We start from the raw sequence: 18,363 nt of genomic DNA on the forward strand, positions 1-18,363 counted from the left end.
ATTAAAAAAGTAGAACGAAGAATTTACCATGATATTTAAAATCCTCTATTTTTTATAAGTATATATAATTATACAATGACCTAATTTTAAATGTAAACAAATAACTTTATTACTATTTGAATTAATATACATAGAGACTATTTTCATAAAAATACTAGTTTACAGTTATCCTTTAACTAAAAAATACGTGTTTTATGTTTGTCACTTATCTTAAAGTGAACTTCATTTGAAGTCCCACTTTCTATGTACTCGGACAAGTCGGAAACATCAAGCAACTCTTTAAGATGAACTCTTTTTTTATGGTTGGGTTCTAGTACAATCCTAAAAGGCCCGTTTATATTCATTACTGATGATTCCATCGGTTCTGTACTTTCATCTAAAAACTCTAATTCAATGATGACTCTTTTACTGCTGTGATTATACAGTGAGAGATCACACTTCCCTTTCAATAGCTCATTAATCGGGGATTCAAAATTACAGGTACCCTTTCCATCGTATGAAACTGCAGCAATTCCGCTTGCGATTGTCTTCTGATAGACTGCAATCAAAGGCAACGGCAAAAGAGAATATAAAATAACAACTACTAGAATTGTTCGTATATGATATTTTCTCAGAGACCGGGCGAACAAAATCATAGCTATAACGAATAAAATTATCCCTACAATGCCCATCAAAACATAACCATTTTCATTCTGAATAGGAAAAGACATAAAGACCGAACGAGCTCCAAGCTTTTTGTTATTTGGAAATGGAAAAAATAAACTCATACAAATTACTAAAAGAATACAGGAAGCGATGAAAGATTTTTTGTTTTTAATCATTTGGATTTTCTCCTTATTTATTATTAAATTGGTATGTACGTAACCTGTTATTTTTATGGTGCAAAGGGAAAAAATATAAAGAAAGGAGGCGGACAAGTTGATCCTACCTATTGAATTTTACCAAAAAAACACTCTGGAGCTCGCCCGAGATTTGCTTGGCTGCTTACTTGTAAAGGAAACAAATGAAGGAACCACTGCCGGCTATATTGTTGAGACCGAAGCCTATATGGGACCCGGTGATCGTGCAGCCCATAGCTTTGGTGGTAGACGCACCAAACGAACTGAAATCATGTATTCAGAAGCCGGCCATATTTATACGTACCAAATGCATACCCATACACTGGTAAACGTCGTAAGCTCCGGCACGGATAAGCCCGAAGCCATCCTCATTCGGGCAGTAGAACCTCATACGGGAATTGAATTAATGAAAGAACGGAGAGGAATGACAGATTTAAGAAAATTGACGAGCGGTCCAGGCAAATTAACAAAAGCTCTTGGCATAACTATGAATGACTATGGCGGCCTCTTTACTGAACCACCTCTCTATATTGCAGCAGGAATATTACCAGAGGATATCTCCTCTGGCCCACGTATCGGCATCGGGAATTCTGGCGAAGCCAAGGATTATCCATGGCGTTTTTGGATAACTGGGAATCCCTATGTATCCAAATAGATCGAAGTAAACTACAATTTTCCATTAAAAAAAAACGGCGTTTATAGCCGTTTTTTTAATGGAGCATAAAATTTTTACTCCATGCCTTGCAATATACCTTGTACCTTATCTTGATTAGCAAAAAATGCGTTACGGAAATTATCATCACTCAAGATTTTATATTCTCCGTCTTTGTTCTTTTTAAGATTCAGTTTCTCTGTTCTCGATACTAAATCTATGTCCTTATCTTGCATATGCTTAATTAATAGTTCACTCACCATTTTATTCATTTCTTCTTGATCTGTAATTTTGCCGCTGCTAAGTTGAGGTTTCATTTCTTCTATCACTTTTTTAAAGACTTCACTTACATCAACTGATTTTACTTTGACAGATACAACAGCTTTATCTTTTTCGTTCGAAGCCTCTTTCGGCTCTTCAAAAGAAAATCTTTTGGAGATCGCTTCTAACACTTTCTTATTCTCAGCCGCATCTCCGTTTCTAGTAAGATCTATATCGCCCTTCACATATGTACTAGCTTTCTTTAAATCTCCATCTTTAAAAGCAGTGAAAAAATCCTTTACCGTATCTTTTGGTTGTGCCGCTCCACATCCTACCATTAAAATACTGATTAATAACAATAAACCAATCATGCTAAATACTTTTTTCATCAGTCTACCTCCTAATATATTTCCATTATAACAAATAAAAAGCTAAATTTTAGCATTAATGGGATAAGGATGATGACGGATGAGTACTCCTGAAGGCTTTAATTCTTTAGACTTATACTTTTTCTTTCTATGATTAGACAAATAATGACTCATTCTTTCGAGAATAGACAATTTTTATACTGTAATCCCTTATACAACAAGCCGTAATTTAAGTTTCTAAACTAGCCATCACAATTATTTTTACCGCAAATATTTACTTCTTCACTATCTCACCATAATATAATAATCCTAATTAAGTTATGGTAATGGTTTCTTCGATTATTTAAAGAGCAAGAAGAGAGAGGTGTTAAGTGAGATAAAATGAATAATAGGGATTATATTCTTTCACTCTATTCCAATGATAATTTGCTTAAATATATTTTATAATTAGGTAATAAATAACTAAATATCCTTTAATACCAATTGTAAAAACTTTTTCATTCCTCTTATTTTAGATATGAGATTCTGACAAGAAAGAATTCTTAGAAATAAAAGCAAAAAGCACATGATTATCTTAGATATGCTTTTCGAAAAATTTTAGAATATCATCTTTTTTTAGCGACGTATTACTATCCTTTAAATAATTAATGAATTCTTGAACAACTCTTATATTTATAGTTTTTATCTCATAAAAACCATCTAGAAACTGTTGTAATATACTTTCGTCTACATTTTCTATGGATGCAGGTAAATATTCTTCATTATCAAACTGATAAGCTCTCCAATTTGTAAAAGATATTGCATCTACAATACAACCCCAAACTAATCCTTTTAAAGCATTATCTTCATCTTGCATTTGCATAAATAACCCTGTAAATTCTGTACCATCGTCTAATAAAAAATATATATCATCTCCAGAGTACTCCTTATTTTCAAGCCATCCCCAACAAACTTCCAAAGCTTTACTTATATCCTTATACGCTGGTGAAGTATTTAACAAATCAACAATTGTTTCACTTAATCCTAATAAAAATGCAACTTGCTTATCCGCTTCTAACTTTACAAATATTTCTAACATAAAATCCCTCATTTAATTAATTAATTTTCCATTCTTAAGAATAAAACTTTCCTTTCCAGATACATCGGGTAATCCAGCTTCTCTTCGAACCTTAATTGAACTCCCCTCAAAAAGCTTGCCTTTTAATTCTGATATATCAGTTTTTCCCACAGCTATTGTATGTGTCTCAGGTACATTTAATTTTTTACGTAAAACATCTAAATCGGCCCTCCCGATTTCTATTTTACTTATATCCCTACCCGTACCCTTACCAGCCAATCCCCCATCTTTCTCCGCCTGCTTGATCGCTAAATACTCATCCGCCTTCGCAGGGAGTTTACCAGATGGAAGACCTCGTTCTACACCAGTGACTACATTTCCAGCGGTTGTTTGTACGGCACGGACTTCGATTGGACGGAGGGCATTGTCGATAAATTTGGCGGATTGGCGGACTGTTTGTTGGCCTGTCTTTGATGTGACTGCAGCGAGAACGGGATGCTTTAAGGTGAATTTCAGCTGATCGCCATGGGCTTTCCCTAGATTCCTCGCATGTTCCAGTGTCGACTTTAAGGCAGATCCCCTGCATTCTCAACTGTTTTATAGGCGGATTTCATCACATTCGCAAGAGCTGGCATATTTTTTAATAAGGCTTTTCCCGCAGCTGCGCCGGCACCCGGCACAATCGCAAATGCCCCTCTTACTAATCGTTCGTTATCAGAGAGTTTTCTGCCAGATATGAGGTCTTCCCCCGTGATGGCACCACCGACATCAATGGCCGTATAGGCAGCACCTGCCACTAGTCCAGCAGGTGGACAGACAATCGTTAAGCCTACCACAATTCCTGTAGCAATTAAATTATTTGTTCATCTTTTCTTAGCTGGAAAAACCAAAACGAATAAAGCACTTGTTGCCTAAAAGGCAACCAAGTGCTTTATTGTTTACTTTTCTTCAAATTCCTTCATTCTCTCTATTAAATCTAGCTGTTCTTTGTTTTGACTTAAATATTTATATTCAAAATATTTAATTCTATCTGTTGGGCCAAATTCACTTTCATACCAATTTGTATAATCAAAATGTACGCTTAATTTTCCTGTATCATTTAATATTAATGTCACTGAAAACCAAGGATCTTGGTCATTATCTTTAAAAACTTTTTGGAGCTCAACAGTAAGTTGGAATAATTCATGTAGTTCTTTATTATAAGCCCTCTTATCTACACTATACAATTTTGGAATATAATGTGAAAAGATGTGTCGTTCCTCACCTTTGGGAGTGAAGAAGAAAAAAACTCCACCTTCTCCCTCTTTAACTTCCCCATTAAAATAGAAATTATCCCATTCAGTTGGAATCATATCATTAACCTGTTGTGCAATTTCTTTATATAACGTGTTTAATTTTATTTCAAAACTCATTAATATCAGCCTCCTGATTTATTTGCAATCTCTCGAATTACTGGAAATTGCCCTTCAATTTCATATTCGACTATAAAGGAATCTGGTCGCATTGAATTATTAGAATAGATTGGTTCAATACTAACAGAGACTTTTTTGGACGGTACCTCTTTTAATGCGTTTGCCCATTCAGTCTCCATTTCGTACCAAACTCCACCCCTCCTATTAATTTGACTATTTTGTGGTACAAGATTATCAATATCAGGAGGTCCATTAAATTGCGCTCCGATTAAGTGTCCGCCATCATCATCTGGTAATCTGTCTTTACCACCTACATTTGACTGAGCATATTTATTTCTATTAGCCTTTTTTAATACAAGTTCGGGAGCATCTACACTTACAATACGTCCAAGTTCATCGGTAGTATATTTGTAATTATCATTGGTTACGTACTTAGTATTTGGGAGTAGTTGTTTCTTTCCATTATCCCCTTTTACTATGTGCTTTCCAAAATCAATTTCTTTAACTTCTTTGACTATATTTCCGTTAACCGTACCCTTACCAGCCAATACCCCATCCTTCTCCGCCTGCTTGATCGCTAAATACTCATCCGCCTTCGCAGGGAGTTTACCTGATGGAAGTCCTCGCTCTACACCAGTGACTACATTCCCAGCGTTTGTTTGAACCGCACGGACTTCAATTGGGCGAAGGGCATTGTCTATAAATTTGGCGGATTGGCGGACTGTTTGTTGACCTGTCTTTGATGTGACTGCAGCGAGAACGGGATGCTTTAGGGTGAATTTCAGCTGATCGCCATGGGCTTTCCCTAGATTCCTCGCATGTTCCAGTGTCGACTTTAAGGCAGATCCCCCTGCATTCTCAACTGTTTTATAGGCGGATTTCATCACATTCGCAAGAGCTGGTATATTTTTTAATAAGTCTTTACCCGTAGCAGCGCCGGCACCAGGCACAATCGCAAATGCCCCTCTTACTAGTCGTTCATTATCAGAGAGTTTTCTGCCGGATATGAGGTCTTCCCCCGTGATAGCTCCGCCGACATCAATGGCCGTATAGGCAGCACCTGCCACGAGCCCAGTGGACGGACAGACAATCGTTAGGCCTACCACAACCCCTGTAGCAATTAAATTAAACCAAAATTCCCTCTTCTCCTGTCCCGCACGGATTCCTTCATATTCAAAGGCACCACTATTTAAAGCGGCTGTTTCATAATCCTCTTGAGAAGCTTTGACATCTGGGTTTTGCAGCTTCCACGCCTCATATTCAGCTTCTTAACCTAGTTTATATACTATATATTCTTTACAAAAAAACAAAAAGCCCATATTGCCATCTATAGACACTAAGGGCTTTTAAATTCTCAATACACTCTCAAAAGGACAATCGTTTCTTGGGGTTTAGGTGCTTTATATTTTTGATTATTAATCCCAGTTATCAATTGCTTCTTGAAAGCTATCTTTTAAGTACTCATCAAAAGTTGAATATCTAATTATTTCTTTTTTACTAATATCATCCCATCTTATAACATAGTAATCATCTTTAGTATTAATGCAATAAACAAATTCATCTACATTTTCAATAACTAGATATTTTTCAGGCAATCCCAATTTCCTATATTTTTCAGTATCATCTACTACTGATCCATAATCCATTCCTTCTACTCCTAATACCTCAACACCACAAATTCCTCCCGAGCCAAACTTTTTAACAAATTCTCTATACTGTGGAGGAAAAGTACAACCTAATTTTTTTTCAATCATAACGATGTTTTCATCTGATATTTCTCCAAAAAATTCTCCTTTTTCAATATATTTATTTATCATTTCTAAAATTTCCATTTTCATTTTTAATCTCCTCAATCTAAATTATTGAAACGCCATTTCCAGTATTTTTTTCTAAAATTGTTGTATTGTTTATCTAGAATATCGCTATTTCTAAAACTATCGCCGTCTTGTACAAACCATTCAAAATCTTATTATACTCATCATGCGTAGTAGCAAATATTTCCACCATATCACCTGGCTCTTTTTGAAGTCCATGGGCTTTCCCTAGATTCCTCGCATATTTTAAGGCAGATCCCCTTGCATTCTCAACTGTTTTATAGGCTGTCTTCATCACATTCGTAAGAGCTGGCATGTTTATTAATAAGGTAATACAACTTTTGTTTCTACCATCTACTATCGTCATATGTTGTTCATAACCATTACAATCTCTTAAAATTAACACTTAGCTTACTTATAAAATTATCGCATCTTTAATTTTTACGTTAAAAAGCACTTGTTGCCTTTCGTAGACAATCAAGCGCACTAGTTCATATATTTTTAAGACCATTAAATTTTCGAGTTTATGTGCAAACAGTACGCCATGATGGTACAACTATCATGACGTATAAAATTTCACTTTTAATCAGCTAAATAGGATTATTCGGAAATTCAATATAATACTTATCTATTAAAGCTTTATAATTTTTATCATTTGGTACTTCACCTAAATATTTATTTTTCCATATAATCATTTGGTCACTAAAGCTATAGTCTGTATCAAACCAATTTGTATAATCATAATGTAAATTAAATTTCCCAGTACTCTCTAGAGACATTGTAAAGGAATACCATAGTTCCTGCCCATTATCCTTAAAAACTTTTCTAAGTTCCTTGCTCAATTTATATAAAACATCTTCTTTTCTTTCAAATTCATCTTCATCAATTTGATATTTGAAAGGAATTTCTAAACTATATTTATATTGCTTATTTTCAAGTGTATTATAAAAAAAGTAAGTTCCTCCCCCATTTTCTGATATTTGAGCATAAAAGTAAAATTTATTCCAATCTTCTGGAATCATTTCATTAACTGTTTCAGCTATCTCTTTATATAATCTATTCATTTCTTTTTCCATAATCATCCTCCTGCTCTATTTTCAATGTTTTTCTTAAATATTCCTTTACCTTCAATTTCATAAATTACTTTATATGAATGTGGTCTTAATGAAGTCCCAGCGAAAACTGGCTTAATTTTTACAGATACTTTTTTTGGTGGAATCTCTTTAAGAGCGTTTGCCCACTCAGTCTCCATCTTGTACCACTCTCCACCAGAGCGATTAATTTGCCTATTCTGAGCAAGCAAATTATCAATATCCCCTGAACCATGAAACTGAGTTCCTATCAAGTGTCCACCATCATCATCAAACAACCTATCTTCACGACCTGCTGCCACTTGCATTCCTGAGTTTCGCGTTCCTTTTTTAAGTATTAAATCTTTCGCATTTACATCTACTATTCTACCAAGTTCATCTGTTGTATATTTATAATTCTCCTCAGTTATATAACGTACGTTAGGTGCAAGTTCTTTTCTTCCATTTTTCCCTTTAATGATATGTTCCCCAAAATTTTCTCCAGTTATTTCAGTTATCTCACTATTCTTAACCTTACCCTTACCTCTCAAAATCCCATCCTTCTCCGCCTGCTTGATCGCTAAATACTCATCCGCTTTCGCAGGAAGTTTTCCTGATGGAAGACCTCGTTCTACACCGGTGACCACATTCCCAGCGGTTGTTTGTACGGCACGGACTTCGATTGGACGGAGGGCATTGTCGATAAATTTGGCGGATTGGCGGACTGTTTGTTGGCCTGTCTTTGATGTGACTGCAGCGAGAACGGGATGCTTTAAGGTAAATTTCAGCTGATCACCATGGGCTTTTCCTAGATTCCTCGCATGTTCCAGTGTCGACTTTAAGGCAGATCCCCCTGCATTCTCAACTGTTTTATAAGCTGATTTCATTACATTCGCAAGAGCTGGCATATTTTTTAATAAGGCTTTTCCCGCAGCTGCGCCGGCACCCGGCACAATCGCAAATGCCCCTCTTACTAGTCGTTCATTATCAGAGAGTTTTCTGCCGGATATGAGGTCTTCCCCCGTGATAGCTCCGCCGACATCAATGGCCGTATAGGCAGCACCTGCCACGAGCCCAGCGGGCGGACAGACAATCGTTAGGCCTACCACAACCCCTGTAGCAATTAAATTAAACCAAAATTCTTTCTTCTCCTGTCCCGCACGGATTCCTTCATATTCAAAGGCACCACTATTTAAAGCGGCTGTTTCATAATCCTCTTGAGAAGCTTTGACATCTGGGTTTTGCAGCTTCCACGCCTCATATTCAGCTTTCAGGTTATCAGAATACTCCGTGTCCGCTTCATATAAATCAGTTAACTTGATTTCCTTTTTATCATGCCTATAAAAAAAGGGCCCTGTTTGAACGTTAATCGTATTCGCTGTTGTATACGCAGAAACATTCATATCAGCCATCTGTTGCATATATTCATCGATGCTTTTATAGAACGGTTCGTCTACTTTTTCATCTATAATTTTACCAATTCTCTTGGCGTAATCATATAATTTTTTGTACTTCTCGCGTATGGATTTCGCTTCTGGTTGGTATGTCTGAGGGCTAAAAGAAATGGCTCTATCGATATCTTTGTCTGCTATTTCACTCTTAGAATCCTTAAATAGGTCATCTGCATGCTCATACTTATTGTCATATTTGTGTGCTTCATTCACTTTTTCAAGTGCCGAAGCTATACTCTTCCACTTTGACTCTTCATAGAGAATCTTCACCTGCTACACCACCTTATAAAACAACTTAAGATTAATTCCTCAATTGTAAAAAATTTATAAATTAATTTTAAAAAAGGGGCATACAGGCGTCAATGAGCATTATAGGTTATACAGGACCTAAACAAAACACCTCATTTTTTTAATAAAAAATATAAAGTTATTAAAAATATGAAATAAAGATAAAAGGATTCGATTTCTCCTACTAAAAAAAACCTGCATTTGAAATTGCATCATAAGTTTATTGGTATATATCTAATTACTCCTTCTGCTTCTTTTGGTAAATAGGTATTGCAAAAAATAGATCACTAAGTACTTTGCCATCTGAAGTTAAAGAGATCATGTATTAGGTTTTACTTAATTAATCTTGCTTTTGGCTTTTTTTCTTTTCACTGCAGCCTCAAAAAGAACAATAAAGACCACTCCTGCTATGAAAAAGATAAATCCGAGAGGGCTATCTTGATAAATATAAAATATAAACCGATAGGAAAAACAAGAATAAAGATTAACCATTCAAACATAGAGTTTCCTAATAACTTTTTAGATAATAAATTCAATAGAATCAACTCCTTCACAAGATAAAATTATGTAAAGCAATAGTTCATCTAAAAGATGCGATTCACCCCCCTAAATATCTAATACTTATTTTGTTCTATATTAGAAGCAAAACATTTTTAGATTTAATAAGGAATAATTTCTACAACTTTTGAAGCAATTTTCGATAAAAATTTTTCATCGTGCTCAATAAATAACAATGTCGGCTTATATTTCAATATCATGGTTTCAATTTGCTCATGATTAAACACATCTAAATAATTTAAAGGCTCATCCCAAATATAAAATTCGGCAGGAATGCCTAAAGACTTTGCAAGCTCAACCTTTTTCTTTTGTCCGCTACTCATTTGTTCAATCTGAACATCAAACATATCCCTCTCCATCCCTAATAAACGCAAATTAAAGAGAAATAAAGAGTAGTCAATGGCATTTTGACCAGCGAAATTCTTTAATGAACCACTGTTGTTATCATAATTTTGTCGAATAATACTTTTTGATAACTCTTTCGGAATAAATGTTTCACCACTCACACTGCCTGCAAATGGTTGTTTGATAATATAATTCAATATAGATGTTTTGCCACTGCCATTTGGCCCTATAAGTGCCAATTGCTCTCCTTGACATAATTCAAACGTAATAGGTTTAAAAAGCGGTCTATCACCATAGAACAAAGTGAAATTACGCACCCGCAATACTGGAGTCCTATGGCTAAATAGACAATTGGCAGTTAAATCGCTCACTGTTTCGATGTTTTGCAACAGCTTGGTCTTTTCTTCGATTTTCTCTTCCGTACGCTTCGCAATGGCTTGAGATCTCTTCATCATGCGTTTTGCTTGTGCTTTTCCAAATGAATCATTGCCAGATAACTTTTCCTTTTTATTTGCCCAATCTGATTTTTCTCTAGCAGTCTTTTTCAAGCGTTCAATTTCTGATTTTAAGTTTCTATTTTGCTCTATTTCAAATTGGTCTTGAATCATTTTTTGTTGTTCGTACGTTGTAAAGTTTCCTTTTAAAATAGCAAGTTGTCTCTTTTCTATAACAAGAATATGATCCACCACATCATCTACAAAATTTTGGTCATGACTGACAATAATATATCCTTTCTTCTTTTTTAAATAATTTGCCACAATTTTTCGAGTATGAAGATCCAAATGATTCGTCGGTTCGTCTAGAAGAGGATATTTCGATTCTTCACAAAATAATGCAGCTAGTAATACTTTCGTTTGTTCACCCCCAGATAATTGTTCAAATGGTTTCCATAATAATTCTCTGTCTAAGGACAGTAGATGGCATTCGCGTTCCAGCTTCCACAACTCCACTGAAACCAATTCATCAATAGCATAGAAGGTCAATTTTTTCTTGCTCTTGATTTTCAACGGAAAATAAACAAAATCTACATCACTGGTAATCTTACCTGTATAAGAATATTGCTCCATTAGTAATCGTAATAACGTTGTTTTACCCCGACCATTTCTACCAATTAGTCCAAGGCGCCAAGTTGTATCAACTGTAATATTCACATTTTCAAATAAGGGGTGATTTAGAGAATCAAAATTAAAACATACATTTTTCATTTCAATCGGCATTCATTATTACCTCCAATGGGAGAGGTTTTTAGATTATGCATTTAATAATTCCATTACTTAGTAAGATTGCATACGCATAGCCAATAAAAAAACCTCCTGAAAACTTTCAGAAGGATTAGTAAACATACATAAATACGCCAACAAGCGCGTTTCAAGGTATAATAATTGGACAGACTAATCCTATTTCATGTAAATGCGTATACATTTTACCTGTAAAATAGAATTATTTGCTCATCGTCCAACCATCATCCCTTCAATTTTATTATATTATATTTAAAATAATAAGAATTTTCAATCTCCATTTTAAAGGTAATCCAATATGGGCACCTTCTCAGAGTATCAAATAAAAGCTAATTTCATAGTAGTCATTAAAACTAAACTTTCACCCCAATAAACTGATTAAAGAACGAGAGAATCTTTTGGTATACGGCAATTTCATTTTCTTTTTTCGAGAAGCCGTGTCCTTCATCCTCTAGCAACATATATTCCACATCGCGCCCTTTTTCCTGTAAGGCTTTGACGATTTGATCGGATTCTTCTTTTACGACGCGAGGATCGTTTGCACCTTGGATGACAAGCATCGGCTTGGTCATCGTTTCTAGATAGGTGATTGGCGAGTATTCAATCAGCTTTTCTCTATCTTTCTCTGGATTACCTACCCATTGATCCATAATTAGCTTCCAGTCTTCCGGCACTGATTGAATAAACGAGAATAAATCGGAGGGACCAAAAATGTCGACAACTGCCTTAAAGTAGTCCGCATGTCGTCCATGTAAAAGCAATGCCATATAACCGCCGTAGCTTCCGCCCATCAATAATATATTCCCTTTTTCTGTATACCCATTGTCGATGAGCCAATCCAAACCTGCGACATTATCGAGGCGTGGCCCGTAACCCCAATCTCCCTCCACCATCTTCATGAATTCTAATCCGTAACCTGAAGAACCGCGGAAGTTTGGCGCAAATATACTAAATCCTTGATTCAGCATGAATTGGAAAGAAGCTCTGAAAAATTTTCGTTCTGATGCTTGCGGCCCGCCATGCGGCCAGAAAATAATTTCACCATTATCATTTTCTTTTTTCGCCTTGAAAAATAATGCTTCGATTTCAAGCCCATCATAGGACGGGTATGTAATCACGTCAGGCTCGACCATATCATCCTTTTCTACACCCGGCACAGTGTAGTTTGTTAAAGATACCCACTCGTCCTCTACTTTTTTATAAATATTGCGAGGATTTGTGGCACCTCTTCCTAATAAATACAAAGTGCCCGATTTCGTCACAACCAGCTTTTCAATGACACTAGCAGGCGTCTTTAGCTGATTCCACTCGCCATTTTCCAAATTGTATTCATACAGATGATCTTCTACACCTTTTTCGCTAGCAATATACAAAAGCTTTCGTTCCTTATCATATTGCAAGCTGCTAAATCCTTCGTTTTCTATTTCTTTTATTTTTTTAAATTCGTGCGTATCCAGATTATAAGAAGCCAGGTATGTGAAGTCCGCTTCATAATCCGTCAACAAATAGATCACTGAATCTGATACAAACACGCCATCACTTACAGTATGTTGCTTATCCGTTGGAGGCGTGAGCAAGATATCCTCATCGCCACGTTTTGCATACATCAACATATACGTATTCGCAAACATTTTCAAATAAAGAAACGAAGACTCATCTGGACTTTGACTAATCAGATAGGACGCTCCTCCATTCCCTTCTAAAACCTTCGTTTCTTCCCCTGTTTCTAAATGTAGACAATAGGAATTCAAGTAAGAAGGGTTTTCCTTAGAGGATGTATAATAAAGTTTTTTCCCATCTTCAGATAAAAACGGTTGGAAATTACGCGTATTTTCTTCATGAACGATTTCTTTCATTACCCCGCCTTTTAGAGGAATCATATAGAATTGAGTATTTTCATTCCCGTCATAATCAAATCCAGCAATAATGAATTGGCTTTGTTTATCATACAAGAGTGCCTGGCAACTTTGATCAATCGTTGTCAGAGGATAAGGAAATGTATTAGGCAAGTCCATCGCCCATAAATTATACTTTCCACTCAAATTGGTACTGAAAACAATCTGCTTTTCATCAGGGCTGACCGCAAAATCTTCAATCGAAAACGTTCTTAAAAACTGAGAAACATCAGGCTTTGGAAAAGAAATCATTATAAAACACACTCCCCATTATTATATTCACAAAAATCAGTATATTCTTAATTATAACAAACATTACCACTATGACCTTATAAAATTTAAATCTAAGAAAAAAGATATTAAAGGAGACTTTTCTGCATCATATCGATATGAAAAATAATACAGGAATAACCTTAAAATAATAACTTTCCGGAAAATGGTACAACGGACATTTCAAGTATATGATTATATAAAAAGACAAAACTCACTCGAAGCTGAAAGTGAATTTTGTCTTTTTTGTGCTTTAAAATAGAGTTATCTAGAAAACACCCTGTAAACCTGAATTTCACCTTACATTAAAGGATCCTTTTTTGTGAAAAAGGTTGTTCATTTTCTATTCTTGTTCGTCCACAATCGCTCCCAATTATGAATACCCTACTAACCAGTATTTATCAATAAATAAAAAGAATCCATTTTGAAAAAGGTTGATCAAAATGCATCCTTTTAAGCAGATTTAAATATCGGTTTTATAAAAAAGCTTGATCATTTTCTATCTGTGTTCCTTCACAATAAGACATAGTTAAGAAGAAAAAGTTTTAATTATTTCTTCAGAAGTCAATCTCTTCTGTTACCTCTTCGTATTCACAATGGTTATGACGTTTACAACCAAACAAATAGCAGCCCCCAGTTATTGAAGGTTCAAATTCTATAGATGGGATTTGTTCAGATGATATTTCGACCATATCCTTATAATCATTTTTGTCTGCAAGTAATTGCTGAATATATTCTTCTTTATCATCTTCTGTCCAATTCTCATCACATTCTTCTTCCTGCGCATTTTTAATCTCTTCGTCCTTTTGCTGAATAGCTTCATATACTACTTCATTGATACGGTTACTATTTTTTGTATTAGAAAGAGAATAGATATACCTAGTAACCCAATAAGGTTCTTTCAAGTATTCTTTCCATCCTTTTTCAAACCAAAAGATCGCTTTCTCAAAACATTCCATTTCAACATACAAATCAGCAACTTCAATTTCCCCTACATAATCATCTGCACCTGGATTAAATGCATCTAATTTCTCTTTTGCTTCTTTTTTCATTCCAAGATCAATTAAACATTTAACATGGCTTAACATCACATCATCAGAATCGCCTGCAACTCGTAGAAAAAAGTTAGAGGCTTCCGTGAAATCTCCAAGATGGTACTTTGCTAAAGCTAAATTATGATAAGCTTCATTGGAAGGTTGAATCGAAATGGATTTCAATAATGTATCTAAAGCAAGTTTCCACTTTTTTTGCCTCAAGTAAATTTCCCCGAGTAAGTTATAAGGGAAATACGAGTTAGGATTCATAGCAATGGCTTCTTCTATTAATTCGAGAGCCTTTTGATCATTCTCTTCCTCGTAGCTGTATATCCAAGCAAGATTATTCAGCGACTGGATATTTTTGGATTCTCTTAGTGCTTTTTGAAAAAGCTCTAAGGCCTCTTCATAGTCATTTTGTTCAAATAGCTCTATTGCCTTTTGGTTAGTATTCAATCGTTTCTCCCTAATTTCTAATGATTTTTATTATATAACATATTTATTCAAAGGTCCTTTCCATAAATAAAGACACCCTTCCTTATTGGAAAAAAGCGCCCGATTGTTGAATAAGAAACTCCGGCAATACAGGGTTTTAGACGGCTATAAAATGTAAGAAGCGCTTAAAAATTAACTTCTTTTTTTGGAGCGTATTTTTTACCTACTTTAAATATGAGCGGAGTTCCTATTATTGTAGGTAGAATCCAGAATAACAAAATAGTCAGTTCATTTAAAACTGGTATACTCGGAATATTAACTACTAAAGTTGCAGTTACAATACCTATATAAGAACCTAGCATTGCTCCAATATGAGCACCTATCCAATTTTTCCACTTCTTCTTGCCCGCTAAATAGCCAAATAAAGCAAGCCCATAAGAAAACAGAGCGATGTAGAATAAATATTGGCTTTTTTCCCAATGAATTATCGACATAACCAAAGCTGTTATAAATACAAGAACATAAGACCAGTGGTATATCTCGCCAGATACAGTATGTTTCCCTCTCTTCTTTTTAGAAGACATTGCAAATATCCCGCTTATTAAACAAATCATCCCTGTAACTATATGAGTTATTAAAAATACGTTAAACAATAACATCACCTCAATACTTATAACACATAAATCTTAAATTTCCTTTTAGTGTAAAGTTAAATATCCTTTAAATCAACAATATTTACGAAAACAGCGATAAAAAAAGAGTAGACGTTTCCGCGTCTACTCTCATGGCTAACAGTATTAGTGTTGTCTTGTAATTATAATGAATTGAGTTTTTGGTGTCCGTACTTAATAAGTACTCACATTATACCCTACTCTTTATTTTTCGCAATACTAAACGTTGGTATTTATGATAAACATGCAACTTTAATAAGAATAGTAAGTAAGAAAGACTTACAAATTGCTTTAGGTTGTTCCAGTTCATATGAAATCTCCTATGCACTCGCTCTGAAAACAGTATCAAGGATAATAAGAGAAAGAAGGGGTTTTGTTTTCCCCTTCTTTAGCATGTAGAGAAATCTGTCCTCTTCAAAAACGGTTGTATGTAGGGAAAGGAAATGGTAACTTTTAAAAGTGGGAAAATTTTTAATTAATAGAAATAACGAAAGGATTCCCAATTTGTAAACATCATAGAATTGAGGGAATTACATATGAAATGGAAGGATTGGGACCGCAATTTGAAGGTCCGGCTTTACGGTGAATTTCTAACTAACATGTTACTTTGGATGTTCTTGCCGTATATGGCCATTTATTTTTCAGACCGACTGGGAAAAGGGCTCGCAGGCATCTTACTTATCGTCTCTCAGCTTGTAGGCGTCTTCACCAATTTGATTGGCGGCTACTGCGCCGATAAATTTGGCCGAAAAAAAATGATGTTCATCTCGATGTTCGGCCAAGGGCTTGCTTTCATTGCCTTTGCTTTAGCCAATTCACCATGGCTTCAATCGGCTATGCTCAGCTTTATTTGCTTCTCCATACTTGGTTTCTTCGGTTCCTTTTATATGCCGGCCAGCCATGCGATGGTGGCCGATGTGGTTCCTGAAAAGCATCGCAGCGAGGTGTTCGCTGTCTTCTATACAGCTATCAATATCTCCGTGGTAATCGGCCCCATACTAGGCGGCATCTTTTTCTTCGATCATCGATTCGGACTCTTAATCACAAGTGCCGCAGCCAGCTTTTTTGTCGCTTTTTTAATTTATGCATTCATCAGAGAAACCACGCCGGCATCTCTAGAAGGGTTATCCACATCCAATGAGCAAGCTAGTAATTGGCTCACTGTGATAAATGAGCAATTGAAGGATTATCAGGTCATTATTAAGGATAAGGTCTTTTTGTTATTTATCATAGGCGGCATATTCGCAGCGCAAGCTTTTATGCAAATGGATCTATTACTCGCCGTTTACATGAAAGAAATGGTTCCCGTACAGAATCTGTTTTCTTTTGGTGATTGGTCCCTTAAAGCATCAGGAGAGAAGGCATTCGGTTGGGTTGTTGCCGAAAATGGACTGCTCGTTGCCCTCTTTACGGTATTTATTTCAAAATGGATGACGAAATATAAAGAACGCAATGTATTTATCATGTCTTCCTGCTTATACGGCCTAGCTATGCTGATTTTCGGATATACGGCCAGTATTTGGGTGATCATTTTAGGCATGTTTGTTTTCACAACTGCGGAACTAATTGTCGTAGGCATTCAAGATAGCTTTATCGCCAAAATCTCACCGGAGCATATGAGAGGTCAATACTTTGCAGCAGGCAGCCTTCGCTTCACGATTGGTCGAGCGCTTGCACCTATTGCTATTCCGCTGTCAGCTTGGATTGGCTACACATGGACTTTTAATCTATTGGCTTTTTCTACCCTCATCGGAGCATTCGCGTATTTGCTGACTTTTAAGTTGAGTGGAAAAGTGAAACGAAGTGTGTCATAGAAGGACCCTTAGAGTCTGAGTTCAAAATTTAATAAATGATTGATTGGAGGAAAGGTATGAATTTTAAAGGAAATCTGATCGCCACCGGTAATACTGCCAATCTATATCTATGGAATAATAAAATAGTAAAGGTTTTCAAAGAAAATCTACCACCTACTGAATCATTATATGAAGCTAAGAAACAAGAGTTTGCCTATTCATGTGGGCTGAATGTTCCAAAAGTATTAGAGGTTAAAAAGATAAACGGAATACAGGCAATAATAATGGAATACATCAACGGTGAAACCTTAGGACATCGTCTATTAAAAAATCAAATTGAGGCTGAGCAATCTATTAATGTCCTTGTTAATATTCAAAAAAGAATACATGAAGTCAAGGTAGAATCAGAGGAAATTGAACGTATGGATATAAAAGTTAGCCGTAAGATTGAATCAGCTCCATCCCTAAATCAAAGACAAAAAAAGGCGTTATTTAGTAGGTTAAACTCTTTAAAGTATGAACCCAGATTATGCCATGGGGATCTGCACCCATTTAATCTAATTATGAACGAAGATGTAGTTAGTATCATTGATTGGGTAGATGCTAGTGCTGGGGATATCCGTGCAGACGTATGTCGTACTTATTTATTATTATCTCAGCATTCCATTGAATTAGCTGAGCTATATTTACACTTATATTGTTGTAATATAAACATATCCAAAAGCGAAATATTCCAATGGCTGCCAATAATTGCAGGAGCCATGTTAGACGAAAACGTATCTTCTTCTGAAGAAAATAAAAGGCTAATGAATATTGTCATTCAAATTTGTGATGGATAATCTGTTTGGGCTTTTAATCTCTTGGCCAACTCTACCCTCATCGGAGCATTCGCGTTTTTGCTGACTTTTCAGT

The 18,363-nt window shown here is 35.6% G+C and carries 19 protein-coding genes and 1 pseudogene; 3 read left to right on the forward strand and 17 right to left on the reverse strand.

Translation table 11 applies throughout. From position 1 onward, the window contains the following. Nucleotides 1-176 precede the first annotated feature (176 nt). Nucleotides 177-821 (reverse strand): hypothetical protein, encoded by a 645-nt coding sequence (locus AC6CHJ_RS12955; RefSeq protein WP_498288861.1) that lies wholly within the window; start codon nt 819-821, stop codon nt 177-179. Nucleotides 822-918: 97 nt separating this feature from the next. Between AC6CHJ_RS12955 and AC6CHJ_RS12960 the strand changes: the two genes are divergently transcribed. Next, on the forward strand, nt 919-1,494 hold the full coding sequence (locus AC6CHJ_RS12960; RefSeq protein ID WP_066789915.1) for a DNA-3-methyladenine glycosylase: 576 nt from the start codon (nt 919-921) through the stop codon (nt 1,492-1,494). 74 nt (nt 1,495-1,568) lie between these two features. On the opposite strand, the gene AC6CHJ_RS12965 is transcribed toward AC6CHJ_RS12960, so the two are convergent. From AC6CHJ_RS12965 to AC6CHJ_RS13040, 16 genes and pseudogenes are all read right to left on the reverse strand, one after another. Further along, entirely contained in the window at nt 1,569-2,141 is a 573-nt protein-coding gene (locus AC6CHJ_RS12965; protein ID WP_498288863.1) for a DUF5105 domain-containing protein, read from the reverse strand. 553 nt (nt 2,142-2,694) lie between these two features. Next, on the reverse strand, nt 2,695-3,198 hold the full coding sequence (locus AC6CHJ_RS12970) for an Imm6 family immunity protein (RefSeq protein ID WP_498288864.1): 504 nt from the start codon (nt 3,196-3,198) through the stop codon (nt 2,695-2,697). A gap of 12 nt (nt 3,199-3,210) precedes the next feature. Further along, a complete protein-coding gene (locus AC6CHJ_RS12975; RefSeq protein WP_498288866.1) occupies nt 3,211-3,456 on the reverse strand; it encodes a hypothetical protein in 246 nt (81 codons plus the stop codon). Between the two features lie 287 nt (nt 3,457-3,743). Beyond that, nucleotides 3,744-4,013 (reverse strand): pre-toxin TG domain-containing protein, encoded by a 270-nt coding sequence (locus AC6CHJ_RS12980; RefSeq protein WP_498288868.1) that lies wholly within the window; start codon nt 4,011-4,013, stop codon nt 3,744-3,746. 102 nt (nt 4,014-4,115) lie between these two features. After that, nucleotides 4,116-4,589 carry an immunity protein YezG family protein gene (locus AC6CHJ_RS12985; RefSeq protein WP_498288870.1) on the reverse strand — a complete coding sequence of 158 codons (474 nt, stop codon included), beginning with the start codon at nt 4,587-4,589 and terminating at the stop codon, nt 4,116-4,118. Between the two features lie 5 nt (nt 4,590-4,594). Next, the gene (locus AC6CHJ_RS12990; RefSeq protein WP_498288872.1) at nt 4,595-5,695 is read right to left on the reverse strand and encodes a DNA/RNA non-specific endonuclease; all 1,101 of its coding nucleotides are present in this window, start codon (nt 5,693-5,695) and stop codon (nt 4,595-4,597) included. A 309-nt stretch (nt 5,696-6,004) separates the two neighbouring features. Then, the gene (locus AC6CHJ_RS12995) at nt 6,005-6,427 is read right to left on the reverse strand and encodes an SMI1/KNR4 family protein (protein ID WP_498288874.1); all 423 of its coding nucleotides are present in this window, start codon (nt 6,425-6,427) and stop codon (nt 6,005-6,007) included. Between the two features lie 11 nt (nt 6,428-6,438). Further along, on the reverse strand, nt 6,439-6,507 hold the full coding sequence (locus tag AC6CHJ_RS13000; protein WP_244946743.1) for an HNH/ENDO VII family nuclease: 69 nt from the start codon (nt 6,505-6,507) through the stop codon (nt 6,439-6,441). Beyond that, nucleotides 6,501-6,809: an HNH/ENDO VII family nuclease gene (locus tag AC6CHJ_RS13005; protein WP_244946741.1), complete on the reverse strand. Its 309-nt coding sequence runs from the start codon at nt 6,807-6,809 to the stop codon at nt 6,501-6,503. Before AC6CHJ_RS13005 ends, AC6CHJ_RS13000 begins: the two co-directional genes overlap by 7 nt. A gap of 184 nt (nt 6,810-6,993) precedes the next feature. Next, complete coding sequence (locus AC6CHJ_RS13010; RefSeq protein ID WP_498288876.1) at nt 6,994-7,479, reverse strand: antitoxin YezG family protein; 486 nt, start codon at nt 7,477-7,479, stop codon at nt 6,994-6,996. Nucleotides 7,480-7,481: 2 nt separating this feature from the next. Beyond that, nucleotides 7,482-8,120: a DNA/RNA non-specific endonuclease gene (locus AC6CHJ_RS13015; protein ID WP_498288980.1), complete on the reverse strand. Its 639-nt coding sequence runs from the start codon at nt 8,118-8,120 to the stop codon at nt 7,482-7,484. A 282-nt stretch (nt 8,121-8,402) separates the two neighbouring features. Further along, nucleotides 8,403-8,894: pseudogene (locus AC6CHJ_RS13020) on the reverse strand (pre-toxin TG domain-containing protein); the annotation flags it as partial. 977 nt (nt 8,895-9,871) lie between these two features. Then, the gene (abc-f, locus tag AC6CHJ_RS13025; protein WP_498288877.1) at nt 9,872-11,332 is read right to left on the reverse strand and encodes a ribosomal protection-like ABC-F family protein; all 1,461 of its coding nucleotides are present in this window, start codon (nt 11,330-11,332) and stop codon (nt 9,872-9,874) included. Nucleotides 11,333-11,706: 374 nt separating this feature from the next. Continuing rightward, nucleotides 11,707-13,500: a S9 family peptidase gene (locus AC6CHJ_RS13030; RefSeq protein ID WP_498288879.1), complete on the reverse strand. Its 1,794-nt coding sequence runs from the start codon at nt 13,498-13,500 to the stop codon at nt 11,707-11,709. Nucleotides 13,501-14,075: 575 nt separating this feature from the next. Next, nucleotides 14,076-15,008 carry a tetratricopeptide repeat protein gene (locus tag AC6CHJ_RS13035; RefSeq protein ID WP_498288881.1) on the reverse strand — a complete coding sequence of 311 codons (933 nt, stop codon included), beginning with the start codon at nt 15,006-15,008 and terminating at the stop codon, nt 14,076-14,078. A 164-nt stretch (nt 15,009-15,172) separates the two neighbouring features. Continuing rightward, nucleotides 15,173-15,646, reverse strand: a complete 474-nt coding sequence (locus tag AC6CHJ_RS13040) for a DUF2306 domain-containing protein (protein WP_498288883.1) — start codon at nt 15,644-15,646, stop codon at nt 15,173-15,175. Between the two features lie 611 nt (nt 15,647-16,257). On the opposite strand from AC6CHJ_RS13040, the gene AC6CHJ_RS13045 reads away from it, so the two are divergent. Further along, nucleotides 16,258-17,472 (forward strand): MDR family MFS transporter, encoded by a 1,215-nt coding sequence (locus AC6CHJ_RS13045; protein ID WP_498288884.1) that lies wholly within the window; start codon nt 16,258-16,260, stop codon nt 17,470-17,472. Nucleotides 17,473-17,528: 56 nt separating this feature from the next. Continuing rightward, nucleotides 17,529-18,290, forward strand: a complete 762-nt coding sequence (locus tag AC6CHJ_RS13050; protein ID WP_498288886.1) for a phosphotransferase family protein — start codon at nt 17,529-17,531, stop codon at nt 18,288-18,290. Nucleotides 18,291-18,363: the final 73 nt, after the last annotated feature.

The organism is Rummeliibacillus sp. GQ308, assembly GCF_059759115.1.